The sequence below is a fragment of the Bradyrhizobium sp. 18BD genome, assembly GCF_054185225.1.
Window position 1 is genome coordinate 344,868 of the sequence record NZ_JAVAYL010000005.1, and the last position, 24,436, is coordinate 369,303.

The 24,436-nt window shown below is 66.1% G+C and carries 21 protein-coding genes; all 21 read left to right on the forward strand.

The genetic code is table 11. The annotated features are described in order from the left end of the window. Nucleotides 1-229: 229 nt before the first annotated feature. The 21 genes from RAD16_RS12260 to RAD16_RS12360 all read left to right on the forward strand — a co-directional run bounded on the left by RAD16_RS12260 (nt 230) and on the right by RAD16_RS12360 (nt 24,430). Entirely contained in the window at nt 230-2,239 is a 2,010-nt protein-coding gene (locus tag RAD16_RS12260; RefSeq protein WP_458158120.1) for a putative bifunctional diguanylate cyclase/phosphodiesterase, read from the forward strand. Nucleotides 2,240-2,482: 243 nt separating this feature from the next. Next, complete coding sequence (locus tag RAD16_RS12265) at nt 2,483-3,259, forward strand: LuxR C-terminal-related transcriptional regulator (RefSeq protein WP_458158121.1); 777 nt, start codon at nt 2,483-2,485, stop codon at nt 3,257-3,259. Between the two features lie 244 nt (nt 3,260-3,503). Then, nucleotides 3,504-3,872: a hypothetical protein gene (locus RAD16_RS12270; RefSeq protein WP_458158122.1), complete on the forward strand. Its 369-nt coding sequence runs from the start codon at nt 3,504-3,506 to the stop codon at nt 3,870-3,872. 36 nt (nt 3,873-3,908) lie between these two features. Then, nucleotides 3,909-5,429 (forward strand): phage tail sheath family protein, encoded by a 1,521-nt coding sequence (locus RAD16_RS12275; protein ID WP_458158123.1) that lies wholly within the window; start codon nt 3,909-3,911, stop codon nt 5,427-5,429. Between the two features lie 9 nt (nt 5,430-5,438). Further along, nucleotides 5,439-5,963 carry a phage tail protein gene (locus tag RAD16_RS12280; RefSeq protein WP_458158124.1) on the forward strand — a complete coding sequence of 175 codons (525 nt, stop codon included), beginning with the start codon at nt 5,439-5,441 and terminating at the stop codon, nt 5,961-5,963. An 8-nt stretch (nt 5,964-5,971) separates the two neighbouring features. Next, nucleotides 5,972-6,679, forward strand: a complete 708-nt coding sequence (locus RAD16_RS12285; protein ID WP_458158125.1) for a hypothetical protein — start codon at nt 5,972-5,974, stop codon at nt 6,677-6,679. Continuing rightward, nucleotides 6,676-7,317: a hypothetical protein gene (locus tag RAD16_RS12290; RefSeq protein ID WP_458158126.1), complete on the forward strand. Its 642-nt coding sequence runs from the start codon at nt 6,676-6,678 to the stop codon at nt 7,315-7,317. Before RAD16_RS12285 ends, RAD16_RS12290 begins: the two co-directional genes overlap by 4 nt. Continuing rightward, nucleotides 7,314-8,663: a DUF4255 domain-containing protein gene (locus RAD16_RS12295; protein WP_458158127.1), complete on the forward strand. Its 1,350-nt coding sequence runs from the start codon at nt 7,314-7,316 to the stop codon at nt 8,661-8,663. Before RAD16_RS12290 ends, RAD16_RS12295 begins: the two co-directional genes overlap by 4 nt. Next, nucleotides 8,660-10,633, forward strand: coding sequence for an ATP-binding protein (locus RAD16_RS12300; protein ID WP_458158128.1), 1,974 nt, complete (start codon nt 8,660-8,662; stop codon nt 10,631-10,633). Before RAD16_RS12295 ends, RAD16_RS12300 begins: the two co-directional genes overlap by 4 nt. Further along, nucleotides 10,630-10,863, forward strand: coding sequence for a hypothetical protein (locus RAD16_RS12305; RefSeq protein WP_458158129.1), 234 nt, complete (start codon nt 10,630-10,632; stop codon nt 10,861-10,863). Before RAD16_RS12300 ends, RAD16_RS12305 begins: the two co-directional genes overlap by 4 nt. Then, on the forward strand, nt 10,860-13,214 hold the full coding sequence (locus RAD16_RS12310; RefSeq protein WP_458158130.1) for an eCIS core domain-containing protein: 2,355 nt from the start codon (nt 10,860-10,862) through the stop codon (nt 13,212-13,214). Before RAD16_RS12305 ends, RAD16_RS12310 begins: the two co-directional genes overlap by 4 nt. A gap of 3 nt (nt 13,215-13,217) precedes the next feature. After that, nucleotides 13,218-13,742, forward strand: a complete 525-nt coding sequence (locus RAD16_RS12315) for a hypothetical protein (RefSeq protein ID WP_458158131.1) — start codon at nt 13,218-13,220, stop codon at nt 13,740-13,742. Beyond that, on the forward strand, nt 13,739-14,404 hold the full coding sequence (locus RAD16_RS12320) for a hypothetical protein (RefSeq protein WP_458158132.1): 666 nt from the start codon (nt 13,739-13,741) through the stop codon (nt 14,402-14,404). Before RAD16_RS12315 ends, RAD16_RS12320 begins: the two co-directional genes overlap by 4 nt. A gap of 11 nt (nt 14,405-14,415) precedes the next feature. Beyond that, entirely contained in the window at nt 14,416-14,766 is a 351-nt protein-coding gene (locus tag RAD16_RS12325; protein ID WP_458158133.1) for a Base plate wedge protein 53, read from the forward strand. 14 nt (nt 14,767-14,780) lie between these two features. Beyond that, nucleotides 14,781-15,911: a hypothetical protein gene (locus tag RAD16_RS12330; RefSeq protein ID WP_458158134.1), complete on the forward strand. Its 1,131-nt coding sequence runs from the start codon at nt 14,781-14,783 to the stop codon at nt 15,909-15,911. After that, entirely contained in the window at nt 15,908-16,420 is a 513-nt protein-coding gene (locus tag RAD16_RS12335; protein ID WP_458158135.1) for a phage baseplate assembly protein V, read from the forward strand. Before RAD16_RS12330 ends, RAD16_RS12335 begins: the two co-directional genes overlap by 4 nt. A gap of 9 nt (nt 16,421-16,429) precedes the next feature. After that, entirely contained in the window at nt 16,430-16,744 is a 315-nt protein-coding gene (locus tag RAD16_RS12340) for a hypothetical protein (protein ID WP_458158136.1), read from the forward strand. Between the two features lie 12 nt (nt 16,745-16,756). After that, a complete protein-coding gene (locus tag RAD16_RS12345; RefSeq protein WP_458158137.1) occupies nt 16,757-17,128 on the forward strand; it encodes a GPW/gp25 family protein in 372 nt (123 codons plus the stop codon). Then, complete coding sequence (locus RAD16_RS12350) at nt 17,125-19,671, forward strand: putative baseplate assembly protein (RefSeq protein ID WP_458158139.1); 2,547 nt, start codon at nt 17,125-17,127, stop codon at nt 19,669-19,671. The genes RAD16_RS12345 and RAD16_RS12350 overlap by 4 nt, the downstream gene beginning before the upstream one ends. Then, complete coding sequence (locus RAD16_RS12355) at nt 19,668-22,304, forward strand: putative baseplate assembly protein (protein WP_458158140.1); 2,637 nt, start codon at nt 19,668-19,670, stop codon at nt 22,302-22,304. Before RAD16_RS12350 ends, RAD16_RS12355 begins: the two co-directional genes overlap by 4 nt. Next, nucleotides 22,301-24,430 carry a hypothetical protein gene (locus RAD16_RS12360; RefSeq protein WP_458158141.1) on the forward strand — a complete coding sequence of 710 codons (2,130 nt, stop codon included), beginning with the start codon at nt 22,301-22,303 and terminating at the stop codon, nt 24,428-24,430. The genes RAD16_RS12355 and RAD16_RS12360 overlap by 4 nt, the downstream gene beginning before the upstream one ends. Nucleotides 24,431-24,436: the final 6 nt, after the last annotated feature.

Consider the following 24,436-nt stretch of genomic DNA (forward strand, 5'->3'; position numbering starts at 1 on the left):
GACCAGCATGGTTAGCAGAACCTGACCACCAAAAGCCCGACATGAGCCGAAGCGCCCTTCGCGGGCGGTTCATAGGCTTAACGGGGTCTCACCAGTGCACGCGGCCGGAAAATCCTGCGGCAGCGTGCAACCTGCGCTGGCCTTTCCACATGGAACCCGTCTAACGCGCTCTTTACCCCCGGCATGCAAGATCGTCCTCGTTTTGAAGGGATCCGGGGCGCGTATTGCAATGCCTGTCGCCAATTTGAAGTCTCAGCTCGCCGCCGTGATGCAGCTGTTTCGCGTGCCGGATGACCCGGACCTGACGCGCGCGCAGTTCGACGCCTTCTCCAAGCAGATCCCGCTGCTCTACTTCATCCTGATGAGCAACACGATCGCCGTCGCCTACACCTATGTGAACGTGGCGCCAGACTGGCTGACGATGGTCGTGCCTGGTGTGCTCACCGTGCTCGCGGCCCTTCGCACCTTCTGGTGGCTGCGCCAGCGTCATCTCGTGCGCAGCGACGCCGACATCCTGCGCAATCTGCGCGCCACCAACTGGATGACACTGCCGATCGGCGCAGGCTTCGCCGCCTGGTCCTTCGCCCTCTATCCTTACGGCGATCCCTTCGCCAAGAGCCAGGTCGCCTTCTACATGGCCGTGACCGTGATCGGCTGCATCTTCTCGCTGATGCATCTGCGCTCCGCGGCGCTAATCGTGACGCTGGTCGTCGACGTGCCCTATGTGTTGTTCTTCTGGGCCACGGGCGAGCCGACGCTGAAGGCGATCGCCGTCAACAATTTGCTGGTCTCCGGCGCGATGGTGACGGTGCTGTTCATCTACTATCGCGACTTCGCCGATCTCGTCGCCAGCCGCAAGTCGCTGCTGGCGCAGCAGGCGGCGACCCAGGCACTTTCGGACGAGAACTTCCGCCTCGCCAACCTGGATTCCCTCACCGAGCTGCCGAACCGCCGCCGCTTCTTCGCCGAACTGTCGAGCGCCTTCGCCGACGCCGAGCGCCGGAGCGTTCGCGTTGCGGTCGGGATCATCGACCTCGACGGCTTCAAGCCGATCAACGACAATTACGGGCACACGGTCGGCGACCGCGTCCTGATCGAGGCGGGCCGACGCATCCGCGAGATCTGCGAGGGCTTTGGTCCGCAACGAGTGGAATTCGCCCGACTCGGCGGCGACGAGTTCGGCCTCGTGGTCTGCGGCGATCCCGACGATGCCGATCTGCTGCGGCTGGGAGAACGCATCGGCGACCAGGTCAAGCTTCCCTACCAGATCGACACCGCCCATACCGGGCTGTCCTGCTCGATCGGCTTCGCATCGTTTCCGCAATCGGCAACGACGGCGGAAGCGCTCTATGAATGCGCGGACTATTCGCTCTACCACGCCAAGCGCCATCTGCGCGGCCGCACCGTGATCTTCTCGAGCGAGCTCGAGGCCGAGATCCGCAGCCGCGGCGTCATCGAGAATCTGCTCCGCACCGCCGATTTCAGCACCGAGATGAACCTGGTGTTTCAGCCGATCGTCGATGCCATGAGCGAGCACACCGCCGGCTTCGAGGTTCTGGCACGCTGGCGCAGCTCCCGCCTCGGCGTGGTTTCGCCGGCCGACTTCATTCCGGCCGCAGAGCGCATCGGCCTGATCCGGCCGCTGACGCAGGCGTTGCTGGTTCGCGCGCTCGCGACGGCGAAGACCTGGCCCGACCACATCCGCCTGTCGTTCAACCTCTCCGCCCACGACGTCTGCTCGGCCGAGGGCATCCTGCCGCTGATCAGCATCGTCGAAAAGAGCGGGGTGCAGCCGCACCGGATCGATTTCGAGATCACCGAGACCGCCGTCACTTTCGACTTCGTGCGCGCGCAGCAGTCGATCGCGGCATTGAAGGCGATGGGCTGCGGCATTTCGCTGGACGATTTCGGCACCGGCTATTCCTCGCTGAGCCACGTGCACCGGCTGCCGCTCGACAAGATCAAGGTCGACCGCAGCTTCGTCGCCGACATCAATGACAATCCGGTCAGCCACAAGATCATCAAGTCGCTCACGGGCCTCTGCGACGACATGGAGATCGCCTGCGTCGTCGAGGGCGTCGAGACCCGCGCCCAGCTCGACACCCTGCGCCGCCTGGGATGCGACTACATCCAGGGCTATTATTTCGCCAAGCCGATGCCGGGCGATGCGATTGACGACTATCTCGCAACAGAGCAGCAGCGTCTCGACAGCGCCGCGACGGCCAAGGTCGTAGCCTAAGGCGAGCCGCCTCGGGCCATGCCGAGAGAGCTGACCCAGCTGTCAACTCGACCACTTCACATGCGTCGAAATGCCCCCGGCGACTCCGCCTGTGATGTGGATGCTTGTCAGCATCGCCGAAAAGCGCGATACTCAATTTCAAGGGGAAAGCTACTAAAGATACAATTCATTTTACTGATCTTGGTGACTTTCAATTGGGCGCGGCGGCAAACACGGTTGTGAGTCGGCAATCGGGAGGCAGGCATGTCGTCCAATGCGTCATTCCCGGCTGGGCGCCACGCCCGGCTGCAATCTCAATTCGCCATTTCGCATCCATCACAGCCGCCGGCCGCGCCAGATGGCGTCCTCCCCATCCGCCTCTTCATCCTGAGTGACGTGCGCCTGCTCTGCGAGGGTCTCAGCTCGTGCCTGGCACGGCAGGAATGCTTACGCATCACCGGGCACGGCGATCTCGCGACCCCGCCTGAAAAGATCATCGACAGCGGTGCACAACTGTTGCTGGTCGACATCGCGACGCCGCCAGGCCTGGCGCAATCGGCAGCCTGTCGCGCGCTGTCACCTGGCCTCAAGGTCGTCGCCATTGCCGTCGCGGAGGTCGAGCAGGACATCCTCGCCTGTGCGGAAGCAGGTGTCTCCGGCTTCGTGTTGCGCGACGGCTCGATCGGCGACGTCGTTGCCGCCGTCAATAATGCGATGCGCGATGAGCTCGTCTGCTCACCCAAGGTCGCCGCGGCCCTGTTCGGCCGGCTCGCGACGCTCTCGTCCCGGGCGGCGGTACGAGAGCCCGCGGCCGGCGTCGAGACGTTGACGCCGCGTGAACACGAGATCATCCGCTTCGTCGGCGAGGGCCTGTCGAACAAGGAGATCGCGCGCGCCTTGCAAATCCGCAATTCGACCGTCAAGAACCACATGCACAACGTGCTCAGCAAGCTGCAGATTCGCCGCCGTGGCGAGATCAGCAAGCATCTGCACGCAAACGGCGGACTGGCGTCCGCAACCTTGCGGGTCCAGACCCGCTAGACTTTTCGGCCTAGATCCTTTGATCCGGCATTGGCCCGCATGGCGGGTCTGAGCGGCACGCTGCGACGCGTCGCGCAGCCGTGCGCGGCATCGACAGCGTCGCGCCGCGCGCATGGTCTGGACCATCAGCTGCATCCTCGCTGAACCCTTTGGCTCAATCGCGCCGCCGCGCCTTGTGCAAGGCTCGCCGCAAAGGTGGCCATTGCGACAGAGACGCATCCTCATTGCAGGGTTTCCGAGGCTGATGACCGGTATTCTGGAGCATGTCGTCGCGAACGATCCGGCCCTGTCCGTGGTCGGCACCAGCTACGACGCCAATCTGGCGACGGAAGCTCGCCGCACCCGTGCCGATGTCATCGTGGTCGCGCAGAAGGCCCCGGACGAGCGCGACAGTCTTGCAAGCCTGCTGCACAGCCGGCCGCGACTGAAGGTCGTGACCATCGTCGCAAGCGGCGAGAGCGGCGCGCTCTACGAGCTGCGCCCGCACCGCACCGTCATCGGCGAGATCACGCCGCAGTCCCTGTCCGAAGCCATTCGCGATCCGCCCGGCCCGAGGCGCAAGCCGCGCCCAGGGCGCACGCGCAGGCCAGGAAAGACCATCGCTGCGATCTGACCGAGCGAGACAGACCGCCAAATCACAGGAGCCGACATGCCCTCAGCCCTTCTGCAACCCGGCGTCTATATCGAGGAAATCCCCAGCGGCGTGCGTTCGATCTCGGGCGTGGCGACGTCGATCGCGCTGTTCATCGGCTGGGCGCCGCGCGGCCCCGTCGACCATGCGGTGCGCATCTCGAGCTTTGCCGATTACGAGCGGGCCTTTGGCGGGCTCGACCGCCGCGCCTATCTCGGCTACGCCGTGCGCCAGTTCTTCGACAATGGCGGCAGCGACGCCTATATCGTGCGGATCGCGCTGTTCAATTCGGGAACGCCGGCCAACGACGCAAAGACCGCGGCCTGCGCATTCAACGATCTCGGCATCCAGGCGAGCTCGCCGGGCCAGTGGGCCAATTCCTACAGCGTCACGCTGACGCTGCGCGCCGACGACAACACCCGCTTCCGGCTCGACGTCATCGGCCCGTCGCCGAGCACCAACATCGTTGAGACGTTCCAGGATCTGTCGATGAACAAGGCCGATCCACGTTACGCGCCCAGCGTCGTCAACGGCCGCTCCGCGTTCATGGACAAGCTGACCACGGCATCGGCGACTGTGCCGACCGCGACCACGAAGCCATTTACGGGCGGCGCCGACGGCACGGTCCTGCTCGCCAATGACGGCTCGTTCGTGAGCGCGATCGATCCGCTGTTCGCGACCGGCGGGATCGTCGACCGCATCGACCTGTTCAACCTGGTCTGCGTTCCCGGCCTCACCAACACCAATGCGGCGACCCAGGCCGCCCTCGCCAAGCTGCAACAGCGTTGCCACGCCCGGCGCGCCTTCCTGATCGTGGACAGTCTCCAGAACGAGACGGTCGCAAACATGAGCGGCGCTACCGGCGAGGCCGGCCTGACCGGCAGCGACGGTAATTTCTCCGCGCTGTATTATCCCTGGGTGATGCAGGCCGATCCGCTGCAGTCCGGCGTCGTGCGGGACTTCCCGCCCTGCGGCTTCGCGGCCGGCGTCTATGCCCGGACGGACGCCACGCGCGGGGTCTGGAAGGCGCCGGCGGGCACCGACGCCAGCGTCAACGGCGGCGTCGGCTTCGCGCTGACCTTGAGCGATGCCGAGAACGGCCAGCTCAATCCCATCGGCGTCAATTGCCTGCGCACACTGCCGGTCTACGGCAATGTGGTCTGGGGCGCGCGCACGCTGCACGGCCAGAACGATCGCGGCTCGGAATGGAAATACGTGCCGGTGCGGCGCATGGCGCTGTTCCTGGAGGAGAGCCTCTACCGCGGCACGCAATGGGTGGTGTTCGAACCCAATGACGAGCCGCTGTGGGCGCAGATCAGGCTTAACATCGGCGCCTTCATGCAGGGACTGTTCCGCCAGGGCGCGTTCCAGGGCCGCACGCCGCGCGAGGCCTATTTCGTCAAATGCGACCGCGAGACCACGACGCAGGCCGACATCAATCTCGGCATCGTCAACATCATCGTCGGCTTCGCGCCGCTGAAGCCCGCCGAGTTCGTCGTCATCAAGATCCAGCAGATCGCCGGCGACATCCCAACCTGAGGCAAGCAAATGGCACAATTCTCGGTCAATCCGCAGCGCTTCGATCCCTACAAGAACTTCAAGTTCCGCGTGAAATGGGACGGGCGTTACGTCGCCGGCATCAGCAAGGTCTCGGCGTTGAAGCGCACCACCGAAGTGGTCGAGCACCGCGAAGGCGGCGATCCCTCCACCGGGCGCAAGTCGCCCGGCCGCAGCAAGTTCGAAGCGATCACACTTGATCGCGGCGTCACCCACGACACCGAGTTCGAGAAATGGGCCAACAAGGTCTGGCATTTCGGGGCGGGCCTCGGCGCCGAGGTCTCGCTGAAGGATTTCCGCAAGGACATCCTCCTCGAGGTCTACAACGAAGCCGGGCAGCTCGCGCTCGCCTACAAGATCTTCCGCTGCTGGGTCTCGGAATACCAGTCGCTGCCCGATCTCGACGCCAACGCCAATGCGGTCGCGATCCAGCACATCAAGCTGGAGAACGAGGGCTGGGAGCGCGACCAGGCCGTCGCCGAACCGTCCGAATCAACTTTCTCTGATCCGGCCTGAGGCAACTCATGCGCTCCGCCGCTGCACGACGCGAGCAGGACATTCTGGCGCTGTGGGACCAGGCCGCCGGTCGCGCGCGGCGCCAGCGCGACGATGCCCTGTTCGCCGCGGCCGGCGCCGTGCCGACAGATACGATCGGCGCCGGCAATGCGGCATTGCTGGCGTTGCGCACAAAACTGTTCGGCGCGCCTTGGCGTTTGCGCGCCGCCTGCCCTGCTTGTCTCAGCGACTGCGAATTCACGGCCGACAGTGGAGCGCTTGCGGACGGGCTCGCAGCACAGGCTGACGCCGCACCGCCGCGCATCACGATCGGCGGCCATGAGCTGACGCTGCGCCTGCCGGCGCTTTCCGATCTCGCCCGTCTCGCCGCGGCGCCCGACTCGCCGGCCGCGGCTCAGTCATTGCTCGCACGCTGCCTCGGCGACGCGCCACTGGCGCTCGATCAGGACACGCGCGACAGGATCGAGGCCGAGCTCGAACGTTGCGATCCCGGCGCCGTCATTGCCTTTGCCCTCGACTGCCCCGATTGCGGCCGCGGCTGGCAGGCCGTGATCGATATCGCGCCCGCGCTCTGGGCCGAGATCCAGGCCGCGGCGGAGCGTAGCCTGCTCGAGGTCGATGCGCTCGCGCGCGAATATGGCTGGAGCGAAGCCGAGGTGCTGGCGCTGCCGCATGCCCGCCGCGCCGCCTATCTGCAACTGGTGGGCGCCTCATGACGAGCCTCCTGCAAAATCTCGTGCGCCTCGGACGCGGCGAACCGATCGCAGGCGCAGCACGCATCGCGCTGCCGCCGCGCTTCGCCGCTCCGGTCCGGACCGACAATGCACCGATGTTCGAAACGGGGCAGGCCGAAGGAAAATCGCCGCCGCATCAGACGGAGACAAGCCGCGCCGCCGAGGGTCATCCGCGCATGGCAGCGCAGGTACCGCAGCCCCTGGAGGTGGAGCTCGACAACACGGAAGCTCCTCTGCGCCCGGTGGCCAAGGCCGCAGCAATGATCCAGCCCGTTCAATCAAACACAGTACCGCCAGGACCGCTCGCCGACCGCACTCCTCCCGTTGCGCCGCGCGACCCGCCCGCCATGACGCCGGCGCACGAGCCGGCCATACGCGAAACGCTCTGGACTCGAAGGGAGACAGCAACACTGCCAGCGCCGCCGCTCGGCGAGGCCGTGCTCGCCGGCCAGGCGCAGCGCCGGCGCGAGACGCCGCCCGTGATCAAGGTGACGATCGATCGCATCGACATCCGCTCGCCGGAGCCGCCGCGCGCGGCACGCGGCGTCAAGCCCGCATCAAAGCCGTCGGTGTCACTGTCCGACTATCTGCGTCGCCCGGGACCCGGAGGCCGCGCATGAGCTCACCGCTCGCAATCGGCGCGGTCAGCGCGGTGCTGCGCAACCTGCTCGACAACGGGTTGATCGAGGCCGGCCCCGCGGTCGGCGGCACGGTCAATGTCAGCGCCGTTGCGCCCGACACGATCGACCTCACCAGTCCCGAGGAGCAGCCGCGGCTCAATCTGTTCCTGCATCAGGTGACGCCGAATCCGGGTTGGCGCAACCAGGCCCTGCCGTCGCGCTCCTCGAGCAGCGGCGAGCGCCTGACCAATGCACCGCTCGCGCTCGACCTTCACTATCTGCTCACGGCCTATGCCCGGGTCGATTGTCAGGCCGAGATCCTGCTCGGCTACGGCATGCATCTGCTGCATGAGCGTCCGATGCTCGACCGCGCCGCCGTGCAGCGGGCGCTCAATCCCAACCCGATCAACCTCCCGATGCTGCCCCCGGCGTTCCAGGCGCTTGCCGCCGCCGACCTCGCCGACCAGGCCGAGCTGATCAAGATCACGCCGGCCGTGATGGGACCGGAGGAGATGTCGCGACTCTGGGCCGCGATCCAGTCGCATTACCGGCCGACTGCCGCCTATGTCGTGTCGGTGGTGCTGATCGAGGCGACCAAGCCCGCGGTCTCGCCGCTACCGGTGCTGTCGCGCGGGATCGTCGATCCCGTGACCAAGCGCGACCGTGGGGTCGTCGTCAATCCCGACATGCTGCCGCCGTTGCCGACCCTGTTTGCCGCGACACCACAGTTGAAGCAGGCCGGCGCGCGGCTCGGCGAGCCCGTGGTTCTCACCGGCATCCGCCTGAGCGGCAGCAATTATCGTGTCCGGCTGGCGCATCCGCTGTTTCCCGTTCCCGTCGAGCTGATCCCGGGCGCGCCCAATACCGAGGGCACCGAGATTACAGTGACGCTGCCGAACGATGCCGCCGCGCAAGCCGCGCTGGCGCCGGGGCAATGGAGCCTGACGCTTCGCTTCCTGCCGGCAGGTGAAGCCAATCAGCGCGAGACCAACGCGATCGCGCTGATCATCGCGCCTGCCCTGGTGATTGCGGCCTATGCGCCACTGTCGCTGCCCGCGGCGACCGTGCTGCGCAAGACCGCGCCGCTGCGTGTCACCGCCACCCTGTTCTCCCGCCCGCAGGTGCAGCCGCGCCAGCGTGCGAGCCTCGTGCTTGGCACGGTGGAGGCCATCGCCAATCCGCGCAGCGCGGCCACCGATCCGCTGGTGTTCGACTTCGCGCCAACGCTTCCTGCCGGCGCCTATCCGGCACGGCTGCGGGTCGACGGCGTCGACAGCCTTCTGCTCGATCTCAGCGGCGATGCGCCCGCTTACGACGCCTCGCAAACTCTGACTGTGCCGCCATGAACATGCACGACAGACCACAAGCGCAGTCCGGGCACGATTGGGCCAGCCGCAACCAGCAATGGCTGACGGCTCAGCTCGCGGGGTTACGCTTGCGCCTCGCGCCGCAATTGGGCGGTACATCGGCGAATGACGAGCCAACGTCTCCCAAATGCGACGATGATTTCGAGCCGGCGCTCGATGCGCTGACAAAGCTGTTCGGCCTGTCGCCGTTCGAGCGCGACGTCGTGTTGCTGGCGGCTGGTGTCGAGCTCGACAGCGCGCTGCGCCGCCTCGTCGGCGAGGCGATGGCCGAGCAGTCCAACGCAACATCGAGCCCTCAGCTAAACCTCAATTTCGCCATGCAGGTGCTGGCCGAGCCGCATTGGGATGCGCTTTCGCCGCTGCGGCCGTTGCGGCGCTGGCGCCTGATCGCCTGCGACGGTCGCGAGGCGCCACCGCGCCGGCCGATCCAGATCAACGAGCGCGTGCTGCATTATCTGACCGGCGTCGCCGCGATGGACGTCCGGCTGATCACCCTCGCCCGCTGTGAGCCGGCCGGACCGGACGAGCCCGATACGCCACTCGCAGGCACGATCGCACAGGCTCTCGGCACCGGTGCGGCCGCGCTGGTCGCGCTGGGTCATGCCCGTGGCGAGATCGAGCCTCAGCGCGATCTTGCGCGCGGAGCCCTCGCCGGGCTCGGCGCGAGCGGCCTCTGGCTGCATGCCCGCGACCTGCCGCATGACCCGCGCGATATCGCCGAGATGGCTTGCCTGCTCGACCGCGAGGCAGCGCTCTCGGATGCCATCATCGTGCTCGAGCACGACCGCGCGATGGACGCCACCGATGCCGACGCGCGCGCAGTAGCACTGCTCGCTCATCTGGTCGGACCTGCGATCGTGCTGAACGCGCCGGAACCCGCTCGTCTGTCGCGGCTGCGGCAGCGGCGCATGCTGCGTCTCGCGGTGCCCGATGCGCCCCTCGCCGCACAGCAAGCCGCAGCCCTGCAGGGCCTGCCCCGCGAACAGGCCACCGCACTCGCAGCCGCACTGCGACCGGCACTGCGGCAATTCAATGTACCTGCGGCCGAGCTGCGCCTCGTGGTCACCGAAGCCCTGGCCGAGACGCGAGGTCAGCCGGCCCTGCTCGGCCCCGCCGTATGGCGGCTCTGCCGCGCCGCGGTACGCGGCGGGCTCGATGTGCTGGCGCAGCGGATCGACAGCCGCGTCGGCTTCGACGATCTGGTCGCGCCGCCGGTCGTGATTGCGCAGCTCCGGGCCATCGCCGGCGAATTGCAGCACCGGCCGCGCGTCCATGGCGACTGGGGCTTTGCCGCACATAACGGCCGGGGCCTCGGTGCCGCCGCACTGTTCGCTGGCGAATCCGGCACCGGCAAGACCTACGCCGCCGAAGCAATCGCCAATGCCGCGGGACTCGATCTCTATCGCATCGACCTCGCCAGCGTCGTCAGCAAATATATCGGCGAGACCGAGAAGAATTTGAGCCGCCTGTTCGAGGCCGCCGAGACTAGCGGCGCGATCCTGCTGTTCGACGAGGCCGATGCGCTGTTCGGCAAGCGCAGCGAGGTGCGCGACAGCCACGACCGCTTTGCCAATATCGAGATCGCCTATCTATTGCAGCGAATCGAGACCTATCGCGGGCTCGTCATTCTCACCACCAACATGAAAAGTGCGATCGACCGCGCCTTCCTCCGCCGCATCCGCCATGTGGTCCAGTTCCCCTACCCCGATGTTATTGCGCGCGAAAAGCTGTGGCGGATGCAGTTCCCCACCGATGCGCCGCTCGGCGAGGTCGATTTCGCGGCTCTCGCGAGACTGCAACTGACTGGAGGCAACATCCGCGCGATCGCGCTCAACGCCGCCTTCCATGCCGCAGCCGAGGGCGGACCGATCGGGCAGGACGCGATCAATGCCGCGGTCCGCGCCGAATTCTCCAAGCTGGAACGGCCGTGGGCGGGAGCCGCACCATGAAACATGCGGGCATCGAGATCCGGATCGGGCGGCTCATCGTCGATGCGTCGCAACGCGCTGAAGCCACTGGGCTCGCCGACGCCATCCGCCAGGCGCTGCAACATCGGCTCGCCGGGTCGGCCGACCAGGCTGGCGCGGCGCGCGGTGACGCGCCAAGCTTAGTGGCCGATCGCATTGCGACACGATTGACCACGACACCCGGTGCCGGACGTTCGCGAGGTCAGCCATGAACGCACGGGCTGCTCCGACGGTGCTCCCGAAACAACCCTCGCCTGCGCGGGGACCTTCGCTCGAGCTTCGTCCGGCTCGCGATCGTTTCGAGACCGAAGCCGAGCACGCGGCCGAAAACGCCATGCGGCCGAAGACCGCGGACCCTGCTCCTGCACTGTCACCACTTCCCCGCGCTGCGCATCCGGGAAAACAGGTTGCGCCAGCAGCAGTCTCCGAGGTGGTCGGATCGGCCGGCACCCCGCTCGGCGCTCCGACGCGGCAGGCGATGGAGCGACAGTTCCGCTCCGACTTCAGCCGGGTGCGTATCCACACCGGCGCGGAGGCCGCAGCGTCGGCCCGCGCCATCCGCGCGACCGCCTATACCGCCGGCTCCCACATCGTGTTCGGCGAGGGCGCATACGATCCGCAAACCCCGCGCGGCCGGCACATCCTGGTGCACGAGCTTGCGCACGTCGTGCAGCAGCGCGGCACGACCACGCCCCCCGCCGCTGTGCAGCGGCTCGCCTGGTACGAAACGATCGCCGTCTTCTTCGGCGCCGAGGGCAATTTCGGCGACAAGGAGCTGCTCAGCTATCTCGACAAGATCACCACGGCCAACGAACACGAAGGCAGTTTCGACAGCGACAACAAGGCCCGCGCGATCGTTCGCCGATGGAAGGCGGGCCAGGCCGAATTCAAGCTCAATCCATTCCAGAAGGCGCTGTTGATCCGGGAGATGCAGGACGGCCCAACGCTTGGCGGCGACGAGGAAGCGATCCTCGACCTGCTCGAGTTGAGCGACATCGCCGCACTGCGGATCATGTTCGGTGCCGGCAAGCTCAGCGTCACCGATCTCGAATCCGACATCGACGGCGACAATTACAAGAAGCTGAAGCGCTTTTTTGCAGCGCGATTCCGCGGTGGCCGCGACGCGGTCGCCAAGGGCGACGTCGAACCGCAGGGGGAGCCCAGCAAGAACGCTCCGATTTTCAAGTACGACGCTGCGGACGTCAAATTGCGGCTCGACACGGCCTCAAGCAAAGATCAGGTCGACGGTATCGCCGCGGAGATATTCGCGCTCGAACCCGCCATGCGGGAAAAGGCGACGCAACAGCTTGGCCGCGAACGCACCGAGCTTGGACGCAAGGTCGACGGGCTGAACGAGCAGTTGGCCGCCGAGACCGATCTGGACAAGCAGATCGATCTGAAACTTCAGATCGAGAGCACGAAGAACGCGTTGACCAACTATGACCGCCTGCTTCAACTAGTATCGCGGGACGTCGCACTGACCACCAGCGGCAAGGACCTATCAAAGACCGTGGCGCCAGATGCCGCGCAGAAAGCCGAAATCGCAAAGGCGCTGAAACCTGACGTCAACGTCGGTTCCGGCGGCGCGGCGCTGACGTTCGACAATTCGGCCACCGGCAAGAAGAAATACGAGGATGCACTGCGCGACTGGCTCCCCAAGATGATCAAGGGCTATTGGGACCTCACGGTCAAAGGGCGCGGCACGACCGAGCACGGCGAGAAAGCCAAGACGCACGAACTCACCGAATTTCAACGGATAGCCAAGGCGAGCAAGACGGAAACCGACAAGGTCTTCGGCGACTACTACGACAGGCCGCATCCGGAGCTGAAGGCCGACACCGCCGCCACCCGCGGCAGTATCCACGACCTGTTCGCCGACACCGAGGCCGAGCTCGCAAAGATGGACGACAAGCAGAAGCGCGCCAAAGCGCGGCGCATGATGCTCTATTTCTTCCAGGCCAACCGGCAAATTCGTGCGCTCAACCGCAAATTCAATGCATCGCCCACATTCGACGCCAGCAAGGCGCCCGTCAACGATGAGGCGAAGATCATCGACAAGCTCGCAGACGAGTTCACGACAACCGACAAGCAGGTCGAGACCGTGAACCATATCGAACGCGGCTGGGTCGCCTCGGCCGGCGGCGGCGAGGTTAACATCCAGATTTTCAAGAAGGGCACCCCGGACGAGGATCGTGACTTCCTGTGGGACATGTTCCAGACGCTGATCCACGAATACATCCACACACTGCGCGCCAAGGCATATGGCGATTTCGCTAAGACTTTCGGCAGCAATTCCAACGAGTACAATACCCTGATCGAGGGCGTCGATTCGTTTCTCGACGAGGTCGTGTGGGAGAACGTCGCGCCACGGGTCAACGACCCCGATTTGCGCGTGGCCGTCGAGGGACCCGAGAATGCGAAGCTCGATCCGATCATCGTACAACCGGCGTCACGCCGACGCTACGCCTCCTATGCCGAGGCCGTGAAGCTCGTCAACGTCGTCGGCATCCGCAATCTCTACGCCGCCTATTTCCAGGGCGACGTCAAGAAGATCGGAGGATGAAAGATGCTAGCCGCCGTCACCTTGCCGCCGCTGCAAGCCTTCGCCAACCGGACGTTACGAGCCTTCACCGGGCTCGCAAGCCCGACCTCACTCGACGATGTCGCAAGCGTGTTCGATCTGGATCGCTCTTGGCATGGCGAGGGTGTCCTCGGCAGCGCGGGACATCGCACGGACTGGTTCAGCGCCACCGCCAACGGCTTTGCGCGCGGAATTCGGGTGTGGGTCGCGGACGATGCGGTGGTACTGATCGATGCAACCGACGTCAGCCTCCCTGAACCGCTCCCGTCGCTGCTCAATGCCCTCGGCGAGCCGGACGCCAAGCTCGACTCGTTCCTCGGTACTTTCGAGATCAAGGGCAGCGAATATGTCTATGCCCGGCGAGGCCTCACCCTCTACGTCAATCCCGCAACCACGGTGCTGCTGCGGATCGCGGGATTCGCACCCGCGAGCCTCGACGACTATCAGAGCAACTTGCGGCTCGATCTGGAAATGAAGCTGCTGCCGCCGTCGCAGGATGATTTGCCATGACCGGCCTCACCGAGTCTCCGAAACTCATCAAGGGCGGGCTTGTCGTGCTGGCGCCGGGCGGCGGCACGGTACGCAGACAGATCGCGCTCCAGTACAATCCTGATACGCTGAGCCGCAGCTACCAGGTTCAGGGCACGGGCGGCGATGGCGCGGCCGGCGGGCGCGCACAGCCATTCCGGCTGAAGGGTCCGGCGATCGAGACCATCAAGCTCGACGCCGAGATCGACGCCACGGACCAGCTTGCCGATCCCGACGCACATGCCAATGCGGTGGCCTTCGGCATCGCGCCGCAGCTCGCCGTCCTCGAGGCCCTGGTCAATCCAAGCGTCGACGATCTGCTCGGCGTCGCAAACCAGGCCGACGGCGGCACGCTCGAGATCCTGCCGCCGGAAGCGCCGCTCACTTTGTTCGTCTGGAGCAAGAACCGCGTCGCGCCGGTGCGCGTCGCCGAATTCTCCATCGTCGAGGAAGCCTTCGACCCTGCGCTCAACCCGATCCGCGCAAAGGTCTCGCTCGGCCTTCACGTGATGAGCACCGACGATCTCGGCTTCTCGCATCGCGGCGGCACGATCTTCCTCAGTTACCTGCGAACCCGCGAAGCGCTCGCCGGCCTCACCGGGGGCGCCTCGCTGGCCTCGCTCGGCCTTACCAGCCTGCCCTGACGGAGCACATGATGTCCTCGGATCCCGTCCAGATGCTGATCGATGCCGGAGCGTTTCCGGACAACACATTTGCGTCCAACAGCCGCTATCACGGCGTGGCGATCGGCCGGTTGAAGCGCAGTGCCGACGATCCCGGCGTCGCCTATGTGCTGCGCCGCTTCATCCCGCAAGGCCGCGACATCGGCATCGTCGGCGAGCACATCGTCAATGCCGGCGAACGGCCAGACACGCTGGCGTCCAACACCCTTGGCGATCCCGAGCTGTGTTGGCGCATCGCCGACGCCAATGTCGTGACCGATCCGTTCGAGCTCACCGAAACACCCGGCGAGCGCGTGCAGATCCCGCGTCCGAACGGACTGTAAGGAGGCGATTCCAGATGATGCAAGGCGGCGTCCAGCTCTCGCTCCAGATCGGCCCGGCGCCCGTGCCGGCGCCGCGCGAGGTTCTGGAGACGCTGACCCATGCCAAGATCGAGATCGGATCGGGCGATGCGCAGAGCGGCTTCGAGCTGACCTTCGACCTGCCGGTCCGCTCGCCGCTGCGCACGATCTTCCTGCTCGCCGGCGGCGGCGCACTACCGCCGCTGCTCCGCGTGGTGCTGATCGTCACCATCAACGGCACAGCGGAGTCCGTCATCGACGGCATGGTCACCAATGTCGAGACCCAGCCCGGCACCGGCGGGGTCGGCAAGCTCGTGATCAAGGGCAAGGACATGTCGGCGCTGATGGACATCATCGAGCTGCCCGGCCTGCCTTTCCCGGCGATGCCGCCGTCGGTGCGGGTGCTCGCGATCCTCGCCAAATATGCGGCCCTCGGCGTGATCCCGATGGTGATCCCGAGCGTGCTCGACATCCCGCCGATCCCGATCCAGCAGATCCCGCAGCAGAAGGGCAGCGACTACGCCTACGTCAAGAAGCTCGCGGGCGAAGCCGGCTACGTCTTCTATCTCGAAGCCGGTCCCGCGCCCGGTGCCTCCAAAGCCTATTGGGGACCGGAGATCCGCTTCGGCGCGCCACAGCCGGCGCTCACCACCAACATGGATGCGCTCACCAATGTCGAGGAGATCTCGTTCAACTTCGACAAGGAACGCAAGATCATGCCGATCGTGTTCTTCCAGGAGAGCAACAGCAAAGCGCCGATTCCGGTTCCGATCCCCGACATCACGCCGATGAGCCCGCCGCTCGGCGCGGTGCCGCCGCTGCCGCCGAAGATCGAGAAGCTCGCCAACACCGCGCATCTGTCTGCGCCGCAGGCGCTGATGGCGGGGCTCGCTTATGCCAGCCAGCACAGCGACAGCGTGTTCGGCAACGGCAAGCTGGATGTCGCCCGATATGGCCGCGTGCTGAAATCGCGGCAATTGGTCGGCGTGCGCGGTGCGGGCCTGCCCTATGACGGGCTCTATTACGTCAAGAACGTCACCCACGAGATCGAGCGCGGCTCCTACAAGCAGTCGTTCTCGCTGGCACGCAATGCGCTGATCTCGACCGTCCCGCAGGTGCCGACATGAGCGATGCGCCCCTTTACGGAAAATATCGCGCGGTGGTGGTCAACAATGTCGATCCGCTGCAGATCGGCCGGATCCAGGTGATGGTGCCCGACGTCGGCGCCGTCATCCCGACCAGTTGGGCGATGCCGTGCGTGCCGACCGCGGGCATCAATGCCGGCTTCTTCACGGTGCCGATCATCGGTGCCGGCGTCTGGGTCGAGTTCGAGCGCGGCGATCCGGACTATCCGATCTGGGTCGGATGCTACTGGGGCAGTGCTGCCGAAGTGCCGGTGCTGGCGCATGCGGTGCCGCCCGGCGTGCCCGGCATCACCCTGCAAACCCCGCTGAAGAACGGCCTCACCATCAGCGACGTGCCGGGTCCGACCGGCGGCATCCTGATGCAGACCACCACCGGCGCGATGATCTCGGTCAGCGATGTCGGCATCACCATTTCCAACGGCAAGGGCGCGGTCATCACTATGACGGGCCCGACCGTCGATGTGAATCTCGGCGCACTCACGGTGATCTAGGAGGAACACATGCCCGCTCCCGTGCTGCATCTAGGCGCCACCGTACTCTGCAGCCATGCCGGACAGGCGATGCCGATGTCGCCGTTCCCGCGCGTGACGCTGTCGGGCCAGCCCGCGGTCAATCTCACCAGCCCCTATGCGATCGCAGGCTGTTCGCTGACCGGTTCGGCGCCGCCCTGTGTGACCGGCCAGATGGTGGTGGGCGCAGCGCGCGTGATGATCGGAGGCGCACCGGCCGCGACCATGATGGGGCAATCGGTCTGCACGCCCACGGGCACGCCGATGCTGCCGGTGGTGTCGCAGATGCGCGTCATGGCAACGTGAGGGGAGGACGATGTGAGCAACGGGCTCGATTTCCCCTACCATTTCGACGACCAGGGCCGCACCGCCACGACCGACCGTCTCGATCACATCCGCGACCTGATCGAGCAGGTGCTGTTCACCATGCAGGGCGAACGGGTGATGCGGCCGGATTTCGGCGCCGGGCTGCTCTCGCTGGTGTTCGAGCCAAATTCGGTGACGCTCGCCGCAACCACGCAGATGTTGGCCCAGGCCGCGCTGCATCAGCATCTGTCGCATCTGATCGCCGTCACCTCGGTCGAGGTGATCAATGACGATGCCGTTCTGCGCGCCGAGATTCGTTACGTCGTGCTGGCCGACCGCACCAGCCACCTCGCCAGCATCGCTCTTCCAGGAGGCGTGGCATGAAGCAACATTGCTGCGATCCGCGCCGGCTCGAGGTGCTCAAGGCCAAGGGCAGCGCCAACGCCATCGAATCCATCGAAGTACTCGACCTCGCCTCCCCGCCCGGCGCGCCGCGGCAACAGACCTTGCTGGTGCGGCTGCTGCATTCCGGCTTCACGCTGTCGCCGGACAATCTCCGGATCACCGGCGGTGAGCGGATCGCGACCGTCGGCGTGGTCTGGTGCGCCCCGGCCGATGCGCTGCCTGCCGAAGCTGAGCCCGGTCTGGTCGACACCGCCGGCGATCTCCCCCGCACGCTTGTGGTCCGCACCGACAGCAGCGGCGATTATTCGATCTACAGTTTCGGCATCTTCGCCAATTCCGGCTCGACCCTGCCGCCGGCGGGTTTCGATCCAAAGCTGTCGCTGATCGATTTCACCTTCAAGATCGAATGCCCCTCGGACTATGACTGCGCGGACACCGCGCCATGCCCGCCGGTGCCGCGCGCGCGGCCCGATATCGACTATCTCGCGCGCGACTATCAGGGATTTCGCCGGCTGATGCTGGATCGGCTGAGCCTGCTCGTGCCCGGCTGGCAGGAGCGCTCAGCAGCTGATCTCGGCGTCACCCTGGTCGAGCTACTCGCCTATGCCGCCGACAATCTCGCCTACCGCCAGGATGCGATCGCGAACGAGGCCTATCTCGCCACCGCGCGGCAACGCATCTCAGTACGGCGCCACACGAGGCTGGTCGACTATCACCTGCATGAAGGCTGCAACGCGCGCGCCTTCGTGCATTTCGACGTGAACGGGCAGGACATCGCGCTGGACAAGGCCACGCAATTGCTGACCCGCGTCCCCGGGCTCGACGTGGTGCTGACGCCTGGCTCGCGCGCCTTGAGCGATGCGATCGATGGCGGCGCCGAGATGTTCGAGACCGTCGCGCCCGCCGTGCTCGACGAACAGCAGAACAGCCTCGCCTTCTATGCCTGGGGCAACAACGGTTGCTGCCTGCCGCGCGGCACCACGCGCGCAACGCTACGCGGCCATATCGACACGCTCGCTGTCGGCGACATCCTGATCTTCGAGGAGGTCATCAGCCCGACAACCTTGTCTCCGGACGATGCGGATCCCGGGCATCGCTGGGCGGTGCGGCTGACTGAGGTTTCGCTGACGAACGATCCATCCGGCGGGCTGTTCGACGAGCCGCCGGTCGACGGTCCCGTCGACGTCACCGAGATAGCCTGGAGCGACGCGGACGCATTGCCCTTCCCGCTCTGCCTGACGGTGGAGGATCGCCCCGAGCTTGCGATCAGCGTCGCCCGCGGCAACATCGTGCTGGTCGATCACGGCCGCACCCTGGCGCCCGAGCAGCTCGGCACGATGCCGCGCTCCAGGCTGAAGCAGGCATCATCTGCGCCAGGCAATTGCTGCACATCGCCCCCCGAGGTGATGCTGCCGCCGCGCTTCCGTCCGGTGCTGGCGAACAGCCCCTTGACGCAATCGTTCGATCTCGGCGCGCTGCTCGCCGTTCCCGTCAGCAAGGACAAGCCGTGGTGGGCGGCAAGCGCGTTCGGCCTGTTGTCGCCGCGCGATGCCACCCCTGCCATCGTCGACCTCACGGGACAGGTTGCCGGCATCACCGAGCACTGGCTGCCGCGCCGCGATCTCACCGCGAGCTCGGGCAACGCCCCGCATGTCGTGGTCGAGATCGACAATCACAGCCGCGCTTTGCTGCGGTTCGGCGACGGCCTGCTCGGCAAGCGCCCAGCCGAGGACACCGCCTTCACCGCGACCTACCGGATCGGCAACGGCACGGCGGGCAATGTCGGCGCTGACTCCATCTCGCATGTCGTCAGCACGACGAACGACGTGTTCACCAACGTTCACAATCCGCTTCCAGCATCCGGCGGCACCGAGCCCGAGGACATCGAGGCGGCGCGGCGCGATGCGCCGCAGGCGTTCCGCACCCAGGAGCGCGCGGTGACCGCGGCCGATTATGCGGCCGCCGCCGAGCGGCGCGTGGACGTGCAACGCGCCGCCGCGACGTTCCGCTGGACCGGAAGCTGGTACTCCGTGTTCGTGACGCCCGACCGCTTCGGCGGCGGCGCGGTCGATGCCCCCTTCGCCGCTCAGTTGCGGAATCATCTCGAGCGGTTCCGAATGGCCGGCTACGATCTCGACGTGCGGCCGCCACGCTACGTGCCGCTCGACGTCACGCTGCATGTCTGCGTCAAGCCGGATTATTTCCGCGCCGAGGTCGCGCAGGCGGTTCGCGCGGTGCTGTCGGGCTCGGTGCTGCCCAACGGTACGCTCGGACTGTTCCATCCCGACAATTTCTCGTTCGGCGATCCCGTCTATCTCAGCCGCATCATCGCAGCCGCGCAGGCGGTCGAAGGCGTCGAGGCAGTGCAGGCGGAGAAATTCCAGAGGTTCATTTCGCCGCTCGCGACATCGCTGGATGACGAGGTGATTCCGATCAGCAGCCTCGAGATCGCGCAGCTAGCCAACAATCCGAGTTTCCGCGAACGCGGCCGGCTCATCATCGAAGCGGGAGGCGGCAAATGACGCTACCAGTTCCGGTGATCAAGCCCTCCGCCCTGCCCGCCGGCAGCGAGACCTGCGGCTGCTGCGCGGGTATCGAAACCGAGACGCCGCAAGGCACTTTCAACCGCTACGGCCTCTCCGCCATCGCCTATCGGATCGGCGACTACGCCCAGTTCCGCGACAGCCTGCATGCCGCGCTGTCCTCGGCGGCATTCGCCCCGCTCGGCAAGCTGCAAAGCCGGAGCGACGACGATTTCACCATCGGCCTCGTCGACGCCTTCGCCTGCGCCGCCGACGTGCTCACTTTCTACCAGGAGCGCATCGCCAACGAATCCTACCTTCGCACGGCACTGGAGCGCGTCTCGCTCCAGGAGATGGGCCGGCTGATCGGTTATCGCTTGCGGCCGGGCGTCGCCGCCGAGACCTGGCTCGCCTTCACGCTGGAAACGCCCCCTACACCGCCGCCAAAGCTGTCGCCCGAACCGGGCAGCTTCGTCACCGGCGTACCCGCGCAGGTATCGATCGAGATCGGCACCAAAGTGCAGAGCGTGCCGGGGCCGGACGAGAAGCCGCAGACTTTCGAGACGGTCGAGCGGCTGGACGCCGCGCGGCCGGCCTGGAATGCGCTCCGCCCCTGGATGGCGGAGGCGCGGCGGCCCGGCAAGGACGACACCGTCATGTACCTCGCCGGCCAGCGCAACAATCTGAAGCCGGGCGATGCGCTGCTGATCGTCGGCGATGCCTTCAATCCCGGTACGAACGACAGCAATTGCGATTTCCGCTTCATCGACAGCGTCGAGCTGCAATCGGATTTCGACCGCACCAAAATCACCTGGCAGCTCGGCCTGTCCGGCGTCTCGTCCGCCCAGGCATCGAGAGTCTTTGCCTTGCGCAAGCGCGCAGCCCCGTTCGGCCACAACGCACCGATGTGGGCATCGATGTCGAGCGACTTCAAGAATAACTATCCCGGCAGCTCCAATGCGAAGGACTGGCCTGCCTACGCGATTTCACCGATGGGCGCGACTCTGGACGGCGGTTTCATCGATCTCGATACGGTCTATTCCGAGGTCCGCGCCGGCGGTTACGCCGTGCTTTCGATGGCGGCGAAGGGATCTATCAAGATCATCGAGGCCTTCGAAAAATCGATTGTCATCCTCGACCTGGGCGCCCACCTCGACGTCTTCAAAGTCACTGACGTGAATGAGACGTCGCGGGCGGAGTTCGCGCTGGCCGGCAAAGTCACCCGCCTGCAATTGCGCGGTTCTAATTACGACCGCTACCAGGACGAGGTTCGTCGCTGCACGGCCTTCGTGCAGTCGGAAGAGCTCACGCTCGCCCCCTACGCCGTCGACGATGCCGTGGTCGGCGACAGCATTCCGGCTAGCATCAGCGCCGACGGACTCGTCGCAGGACGGCGATTGATCGTGCGCGGCAATCGCGTCTCCGACGGCCAGGCCGTCACCGTCCAGGCCAGGCTTGTCTCCGCCCAGTCTGTCGACTCCAATCGCTGCCTGCTTCAGATCGATCCGCCGCTCGCCGGTAGTCTCGACCGCGGCAGCATGGTCGTTCACGCCAACATCGTGCGGGCCTCGCACGGCGAGACGGTGACACAGATTCTCGGCTCGGGCGACGCGGCCCAGCCATTCCAACAATTCGAGCTGAAACAGGTGCCGCTGACCTATCGGGCCGCCGCCAATGAGAGCGGCGCCGCCAGCGAGTTGACGTTGCGGATCGGCGAGATCGCATGGCACGAGCGCGCGACGCTATATGGTGCAGCCGCAACAGAGCACGCCTTCACGCTCGACGTCGACGAGCAGGGCCGCAATATCGCAAAATTCGGCGATGGCGCGAGCGGCGCACGGCTGCCGAGCGGGCTCAACAATGTTCGCGCCACCTACCGCAAGGGCATCGGCATCGCCGGCAACGTCCGCGCTGAGACGCTGAGCCAGCTCCTGTCGCGCCCACTCGGTCTCAAGGGCGTAAGCAACCCGCTTGCCGCCGAAGGCGGCAACGACCCGGAACCGGCCGACGCCGCACGGCGCAGCATTCCGCTGGGCGCCCGTACGCTCGGACGCGTCGTATCCGTTCTCGACTACGAGGATTTTGCCCGCGCCTTCTCCGGGATTGCCAAAGCGCAGGCGCAGGTGCTGCAACTGCCGCGGGGGAAGACTGTCGCGATCACGATCGCGGGGCCGCCCGAAGCTCCCGTCAATTCCGCAAGCCCCGTGTGGACCAATCTGCTCGCGGCGCTCAAGGCCGGCGGCGATCCGCATGTCGCAGTGACGCTGCTGCCCTACCAGCCCTCCACGTTCCGGATCGGATTGAGGGTCAAGCGCGATCCCGACTTCGACGCGAAGACCGTGCTCGCTGCGGTCGAGGCAGCGTTGCGCGCGCACTTCGCCTTCGACGCGCGCGAGCTCGGCCAGCCGGTGCAGCAATCCGACGTGACCGCGGCCGCACAACCGGCGCCCGGTGTCGTCGCCGTCGATCTTGTCCAGCTCTATGGCGGCACGACGCCTTATGCCCAGACCATTCCCTCGCGTCAGGTCCGGCTGCTGGCGTCGCGAATGCATGTCGACCAGGGCGTGGCGATGCCGAGCGAGCTCTTGACCCTAGACCCGGCGCCGTTCGCCTTGCTGGAGGAGATGGCATGAACAGCCTCACCCCGGAACGGCTCTACGGCTTGATGCCGGCGCTGCACCGCCTTCGCGACGCCGCGCTCGCGGGCGATCCTGCAAAGGCCGGCCCGCTTCAGGCCCTGCTCGCAGCCTTCGCCCGCGAGCTCGCCACGCTGGAAGAGTCGATCGACCAGCTCTATGACGACCAGTTCATCGAGACCTGCGCCGAATGGGTCACGCCTTATATCGGCGATCTCATCGGCTACCGGCCACTGCGCGGGCTTGGAGGCGAGCTGACCTCGCCGCGGGCCGAAGTCGCCGACACCATCGCCTTCCGCCGCCGCAAGGGCACCGCGCTGATGCTGGAGGAGCTCGCGCATGATGTGACAGGCTGGCCGGCACATGCGGTCGAGTATTTCGAGCAGCTCACCACCACCCAATACATGAAGCACATCCGGCTGCATGCCCCGGCGACTTGCAATCTGCGCGACACGGCGGCGCTGTTCCGGCGCGACGGCGCCTTCAACAGCATCGCGCACACCGCCGAGATGCGGCGGCCGGAACTCGGTGCCGGACGCTACAACATTCCCAACATCGGAATTTTCCTGTGGCGGCTATTATCACTGTCGCTCACCGCCGTGCCGCTGACGCCTGATACAGGTGACGCAAGCGGCCGGAAGTTCCGCCTCAATCCGCTCGGCGCGGACATGCAGCTGTTCCGCTTTGCGCAGTCCGAGACCGACATTTCGCATCTCGCCGAACCCATCAATGTGCCTGAGCCGCTGTCGGTACGATTGATGGCGATGGCCGTCCGCGCGGCGCAGGTAACTGCGCAGCCCGACGCGCAGCGCGAGGACGATTACGGCGATGGCGAGAGCCTGGTGTTCCTCACCCCGGGCAATCCGCCTGTTCCGGTGCCCACGGCCAAGGTGCGCGTCTGCGATCTCCGCGACATTCTCGACGGCGGCGGCAACGTCATCGGCTGGGCACATGAGGCGCAGGTGATTGCGGGCACGATCGGCTTCGATCCCGAGCGCGGCCGCGTGCTGCTCGGCTCAGCCGCCGACGGGCCGCTGCTGGCAACCTTTCACTACGGCACGGCGCGCCAGATCGGCGGCGGCGAATATCCGCGCGTGCCGGCCGAAGGCGATATCGGCAACGAGCAAGCCGTCGACGCCGGTGGTGTGTTGCAGGGCAAACTTGATCTGATCAGAACCGGCGGTCGTCTCACGATCGGCGACAGCCTGACCTACGCGGAGACGCCAACGTTCAAAGTCGACGACGTCCTCGGCAATGCCACGCCGCACCATGTCGTCGTTGCCGCGCATGACCAGACCCGCCCGCTGCTGGCGGCGAGCGGCGAGATCACGCTCGATATCGGCGCGCGCGGCCGGCTCACGCTCGACGGGCTCGTGATATCAGGCGGCGCGCTCCGGCTCGCAGCCTTTGCCGATGTCGAGCCGCGGGAGCTGGTGCTGCGTGACTGCACGCTGGTGCCAGGCCTCACCTTGAACGGCGACGGCAGTCCGGTCTCGCCGGGCGTGCCGAGCCTGATCGTCCAGCATCCCTTCGCCAAGGTGACTCTGGAACGCTGCATCACCGGGCCGATCCATGCCGTCACGGACGCCGAGATGACGCTGACCGACTGCATCATTGACGCCGGCGCGCCGGAGAGCGTCGCCTTTGCTGCCGACGACGCGGGCGGTCCCGGCGCCGACTTGACCCTCGCCCAATGCACTGTAATCGGCAAGGTCCACACAAAACTGTTGAAGCTCGCCTCCAACACCATCTTCTTCGCCGGGCTCGGCGCAAAGCCCGCCGAAAAGTGGATCGCGCCCCTGCTGGTCCAGCGCCGCCAGGAAGGCTGCGTCCGCTTCTGCTACGTGCCGCCTGGTTCGATCACGCCGCGCAAATTCCATTGCGTGCCAAACGATACTGCGCCCACGGCGCTGCCGCTGTTCACATCGCTGCGTTACGGCGATCCCGGCTATGCGCAACTGCGCCGCACCACCAGCCTCGCGATCCGCGCCGGCGGCGACAATGACAGCGAGATCGGCGTGCTCAACGCATTATTCCAGCCGCAGCGCGAAGCCAATCTCAAGCTGCGTCTCGACGAATATCTACGTTTCGGGCTGCACGCGGGCCTGTTCTTCGCGAGTTGACCGAGT

What these genes read in the sequence shown, in the direction of transcription:
- RAD16_RS12335 (WP_458158135.1), top strand. Translation starts at nt 15,908, where the DNA reads ATGAGCGATGCGCCCCTTTACGGAAAATATCGCGCGGTGGTGGTCAAC.
- RAD16_RS12350 (WP_458158139.1), top strand. Translation starts at nt 17,125, where the DNA reads ATGAAGCAACATTGCTGCGATCCGCGCCGGCTCGAGGTGCTCAAGGCC.
- RAD16_RS12340 (WP_458158136.1), top strand. Translation starts at nt 16,430, where the DNA reads ATGCCCGCTCCCGTGCTGCATCTAGGCGCCACCGTACTCTGCAGCCAT.
- RAD16_RS12275 (WP_458158123.1), top strand. Translation starts at nt 3,909, where the DNA reads ATGCCCTCAGCCCTTCTGCAACCCGGCGTCTATATCGAGGAAATCCCC.
- RAD16_RS12310 (WP_458158130.1), top strand. Translation starts at nt 10,860, where the DNA reads ATGAACGCACGGGCTGCTCCGACGGTGCTCCCGAAACAACCCTCGCCT.
- RAD16_RS12305 (WP_458158129.1), top strand. Translation starts at nt 10,630, where the DNA reads ATGAAACATGCGGGCATCGAGATCCGGATCGGGCGGCTCATCGTCGAT.
- RAD16_RS12285 (WP_458158125.1), top strand. Translation starts at nt 5,972, where the DNA reads ATGCGCTCCGCCGCTGCACGACGCGAGCAGGACATTCTGGCGCTGTGG.
- RAD16_RS12300 (WP_458158128.1), top strand. Translation starts at nt 8,660, where the DNA reads ATGAACATGCACGACAGACCACAAGCGCAGTCCGGGCACGATTGGGCC.
- RAD16_RS12320 (WP_458158132.1), top strand. Translation starts at nt 13,739, where the DNA reads ATGACCGGCCTCACCGAGTCTCCGAAACTCATCAAGGGCGGGCTTGTC.
- RAD16_RS12265 (WP_458158121.1), top strand. Translation starts at nt 2,483, where the DNA reads ATGTCGTCCAATGCGTCATTCCCGGCTGGGCGCCACGCCCGGCTGCAA.
- RAD16_RS12295 (WP_458158127.1), top strand. Translation starts at nt 7,314, where the DNA reads ATGAGCTCACCGCTCGCAATCGGCGCGGTCAGCGCGGTGCTGCGCAAC.
- RAD16_RS12325 (WP_458158133.1), top strand. Translation starts at nt 14,416, where the DNA reads ATGTCCTCGGATCCCGTCCAGATGCTGATCGATGCCGGAGCGTTTCCG.
- RAD16_RS12260 (WP_458158120.1), top strand. Translation starts at nt 230, where the DNA reads ATGCCTGTCGCCAATTTGAAGTCTCAGCTCGCCGCCGTGATGCAGCTG.
- RAD16_RS12315 (WP_458158131.1), top strand. Translation starts at nt 13,218, where the DNA reads ATGCTAGCCGCCGTCACCTTGCCGCCGCTGCAAGCCTTCGCCAACCGG.
- RAD16_RS12270 (WP_458158122.1), top strand. Translation starts at nt 3,504, where the DNA reads ATGACCGGTATTCTGGAGCATGTCGTCGCGAACGATCCGGCCCTGTCC.
- RAD16_RS12360 (WP_458158141.1), top strand. Translation starts at nt 22,301, where the DNA reads ATGAACAGCCTCACCCCGGAACGGCTCTACGGCTTGATGCCGGCGCTG.
- RAD16_RS12290 (WP_458158126.1), top strand. Translation starts at nt 6,676, where the DNA reads ATGACGAGCCTCCTGCAAAATCTCGTGCGCCTCGGACGCGGCGAACCG.
- RAD16_RS12330 (WP_458158134.1), top strand. Translation starts at nt 14,781, where the DNA reads ATGATGCAAGGCGGCGTCCAGCTCTCGCTCCAGATCGGCCCGGCGCCC.
- RAD16_RS12355 (WP_458158140.1), top strand. Translation starts at nt 19,668, where the DNA reads ATGACGCTACCAGTTCCGGTGATCAAGCCCTCCGCCCTGCCCGCCGGC.
- RAD16_RS12280 (WP_458158124.1), top strand. Translation starts at nt 5,439, where the DNA reads ATGGCACAATTCTCGGTCAATCCGCAGCGCTTCGATCCCTACAAGAAC.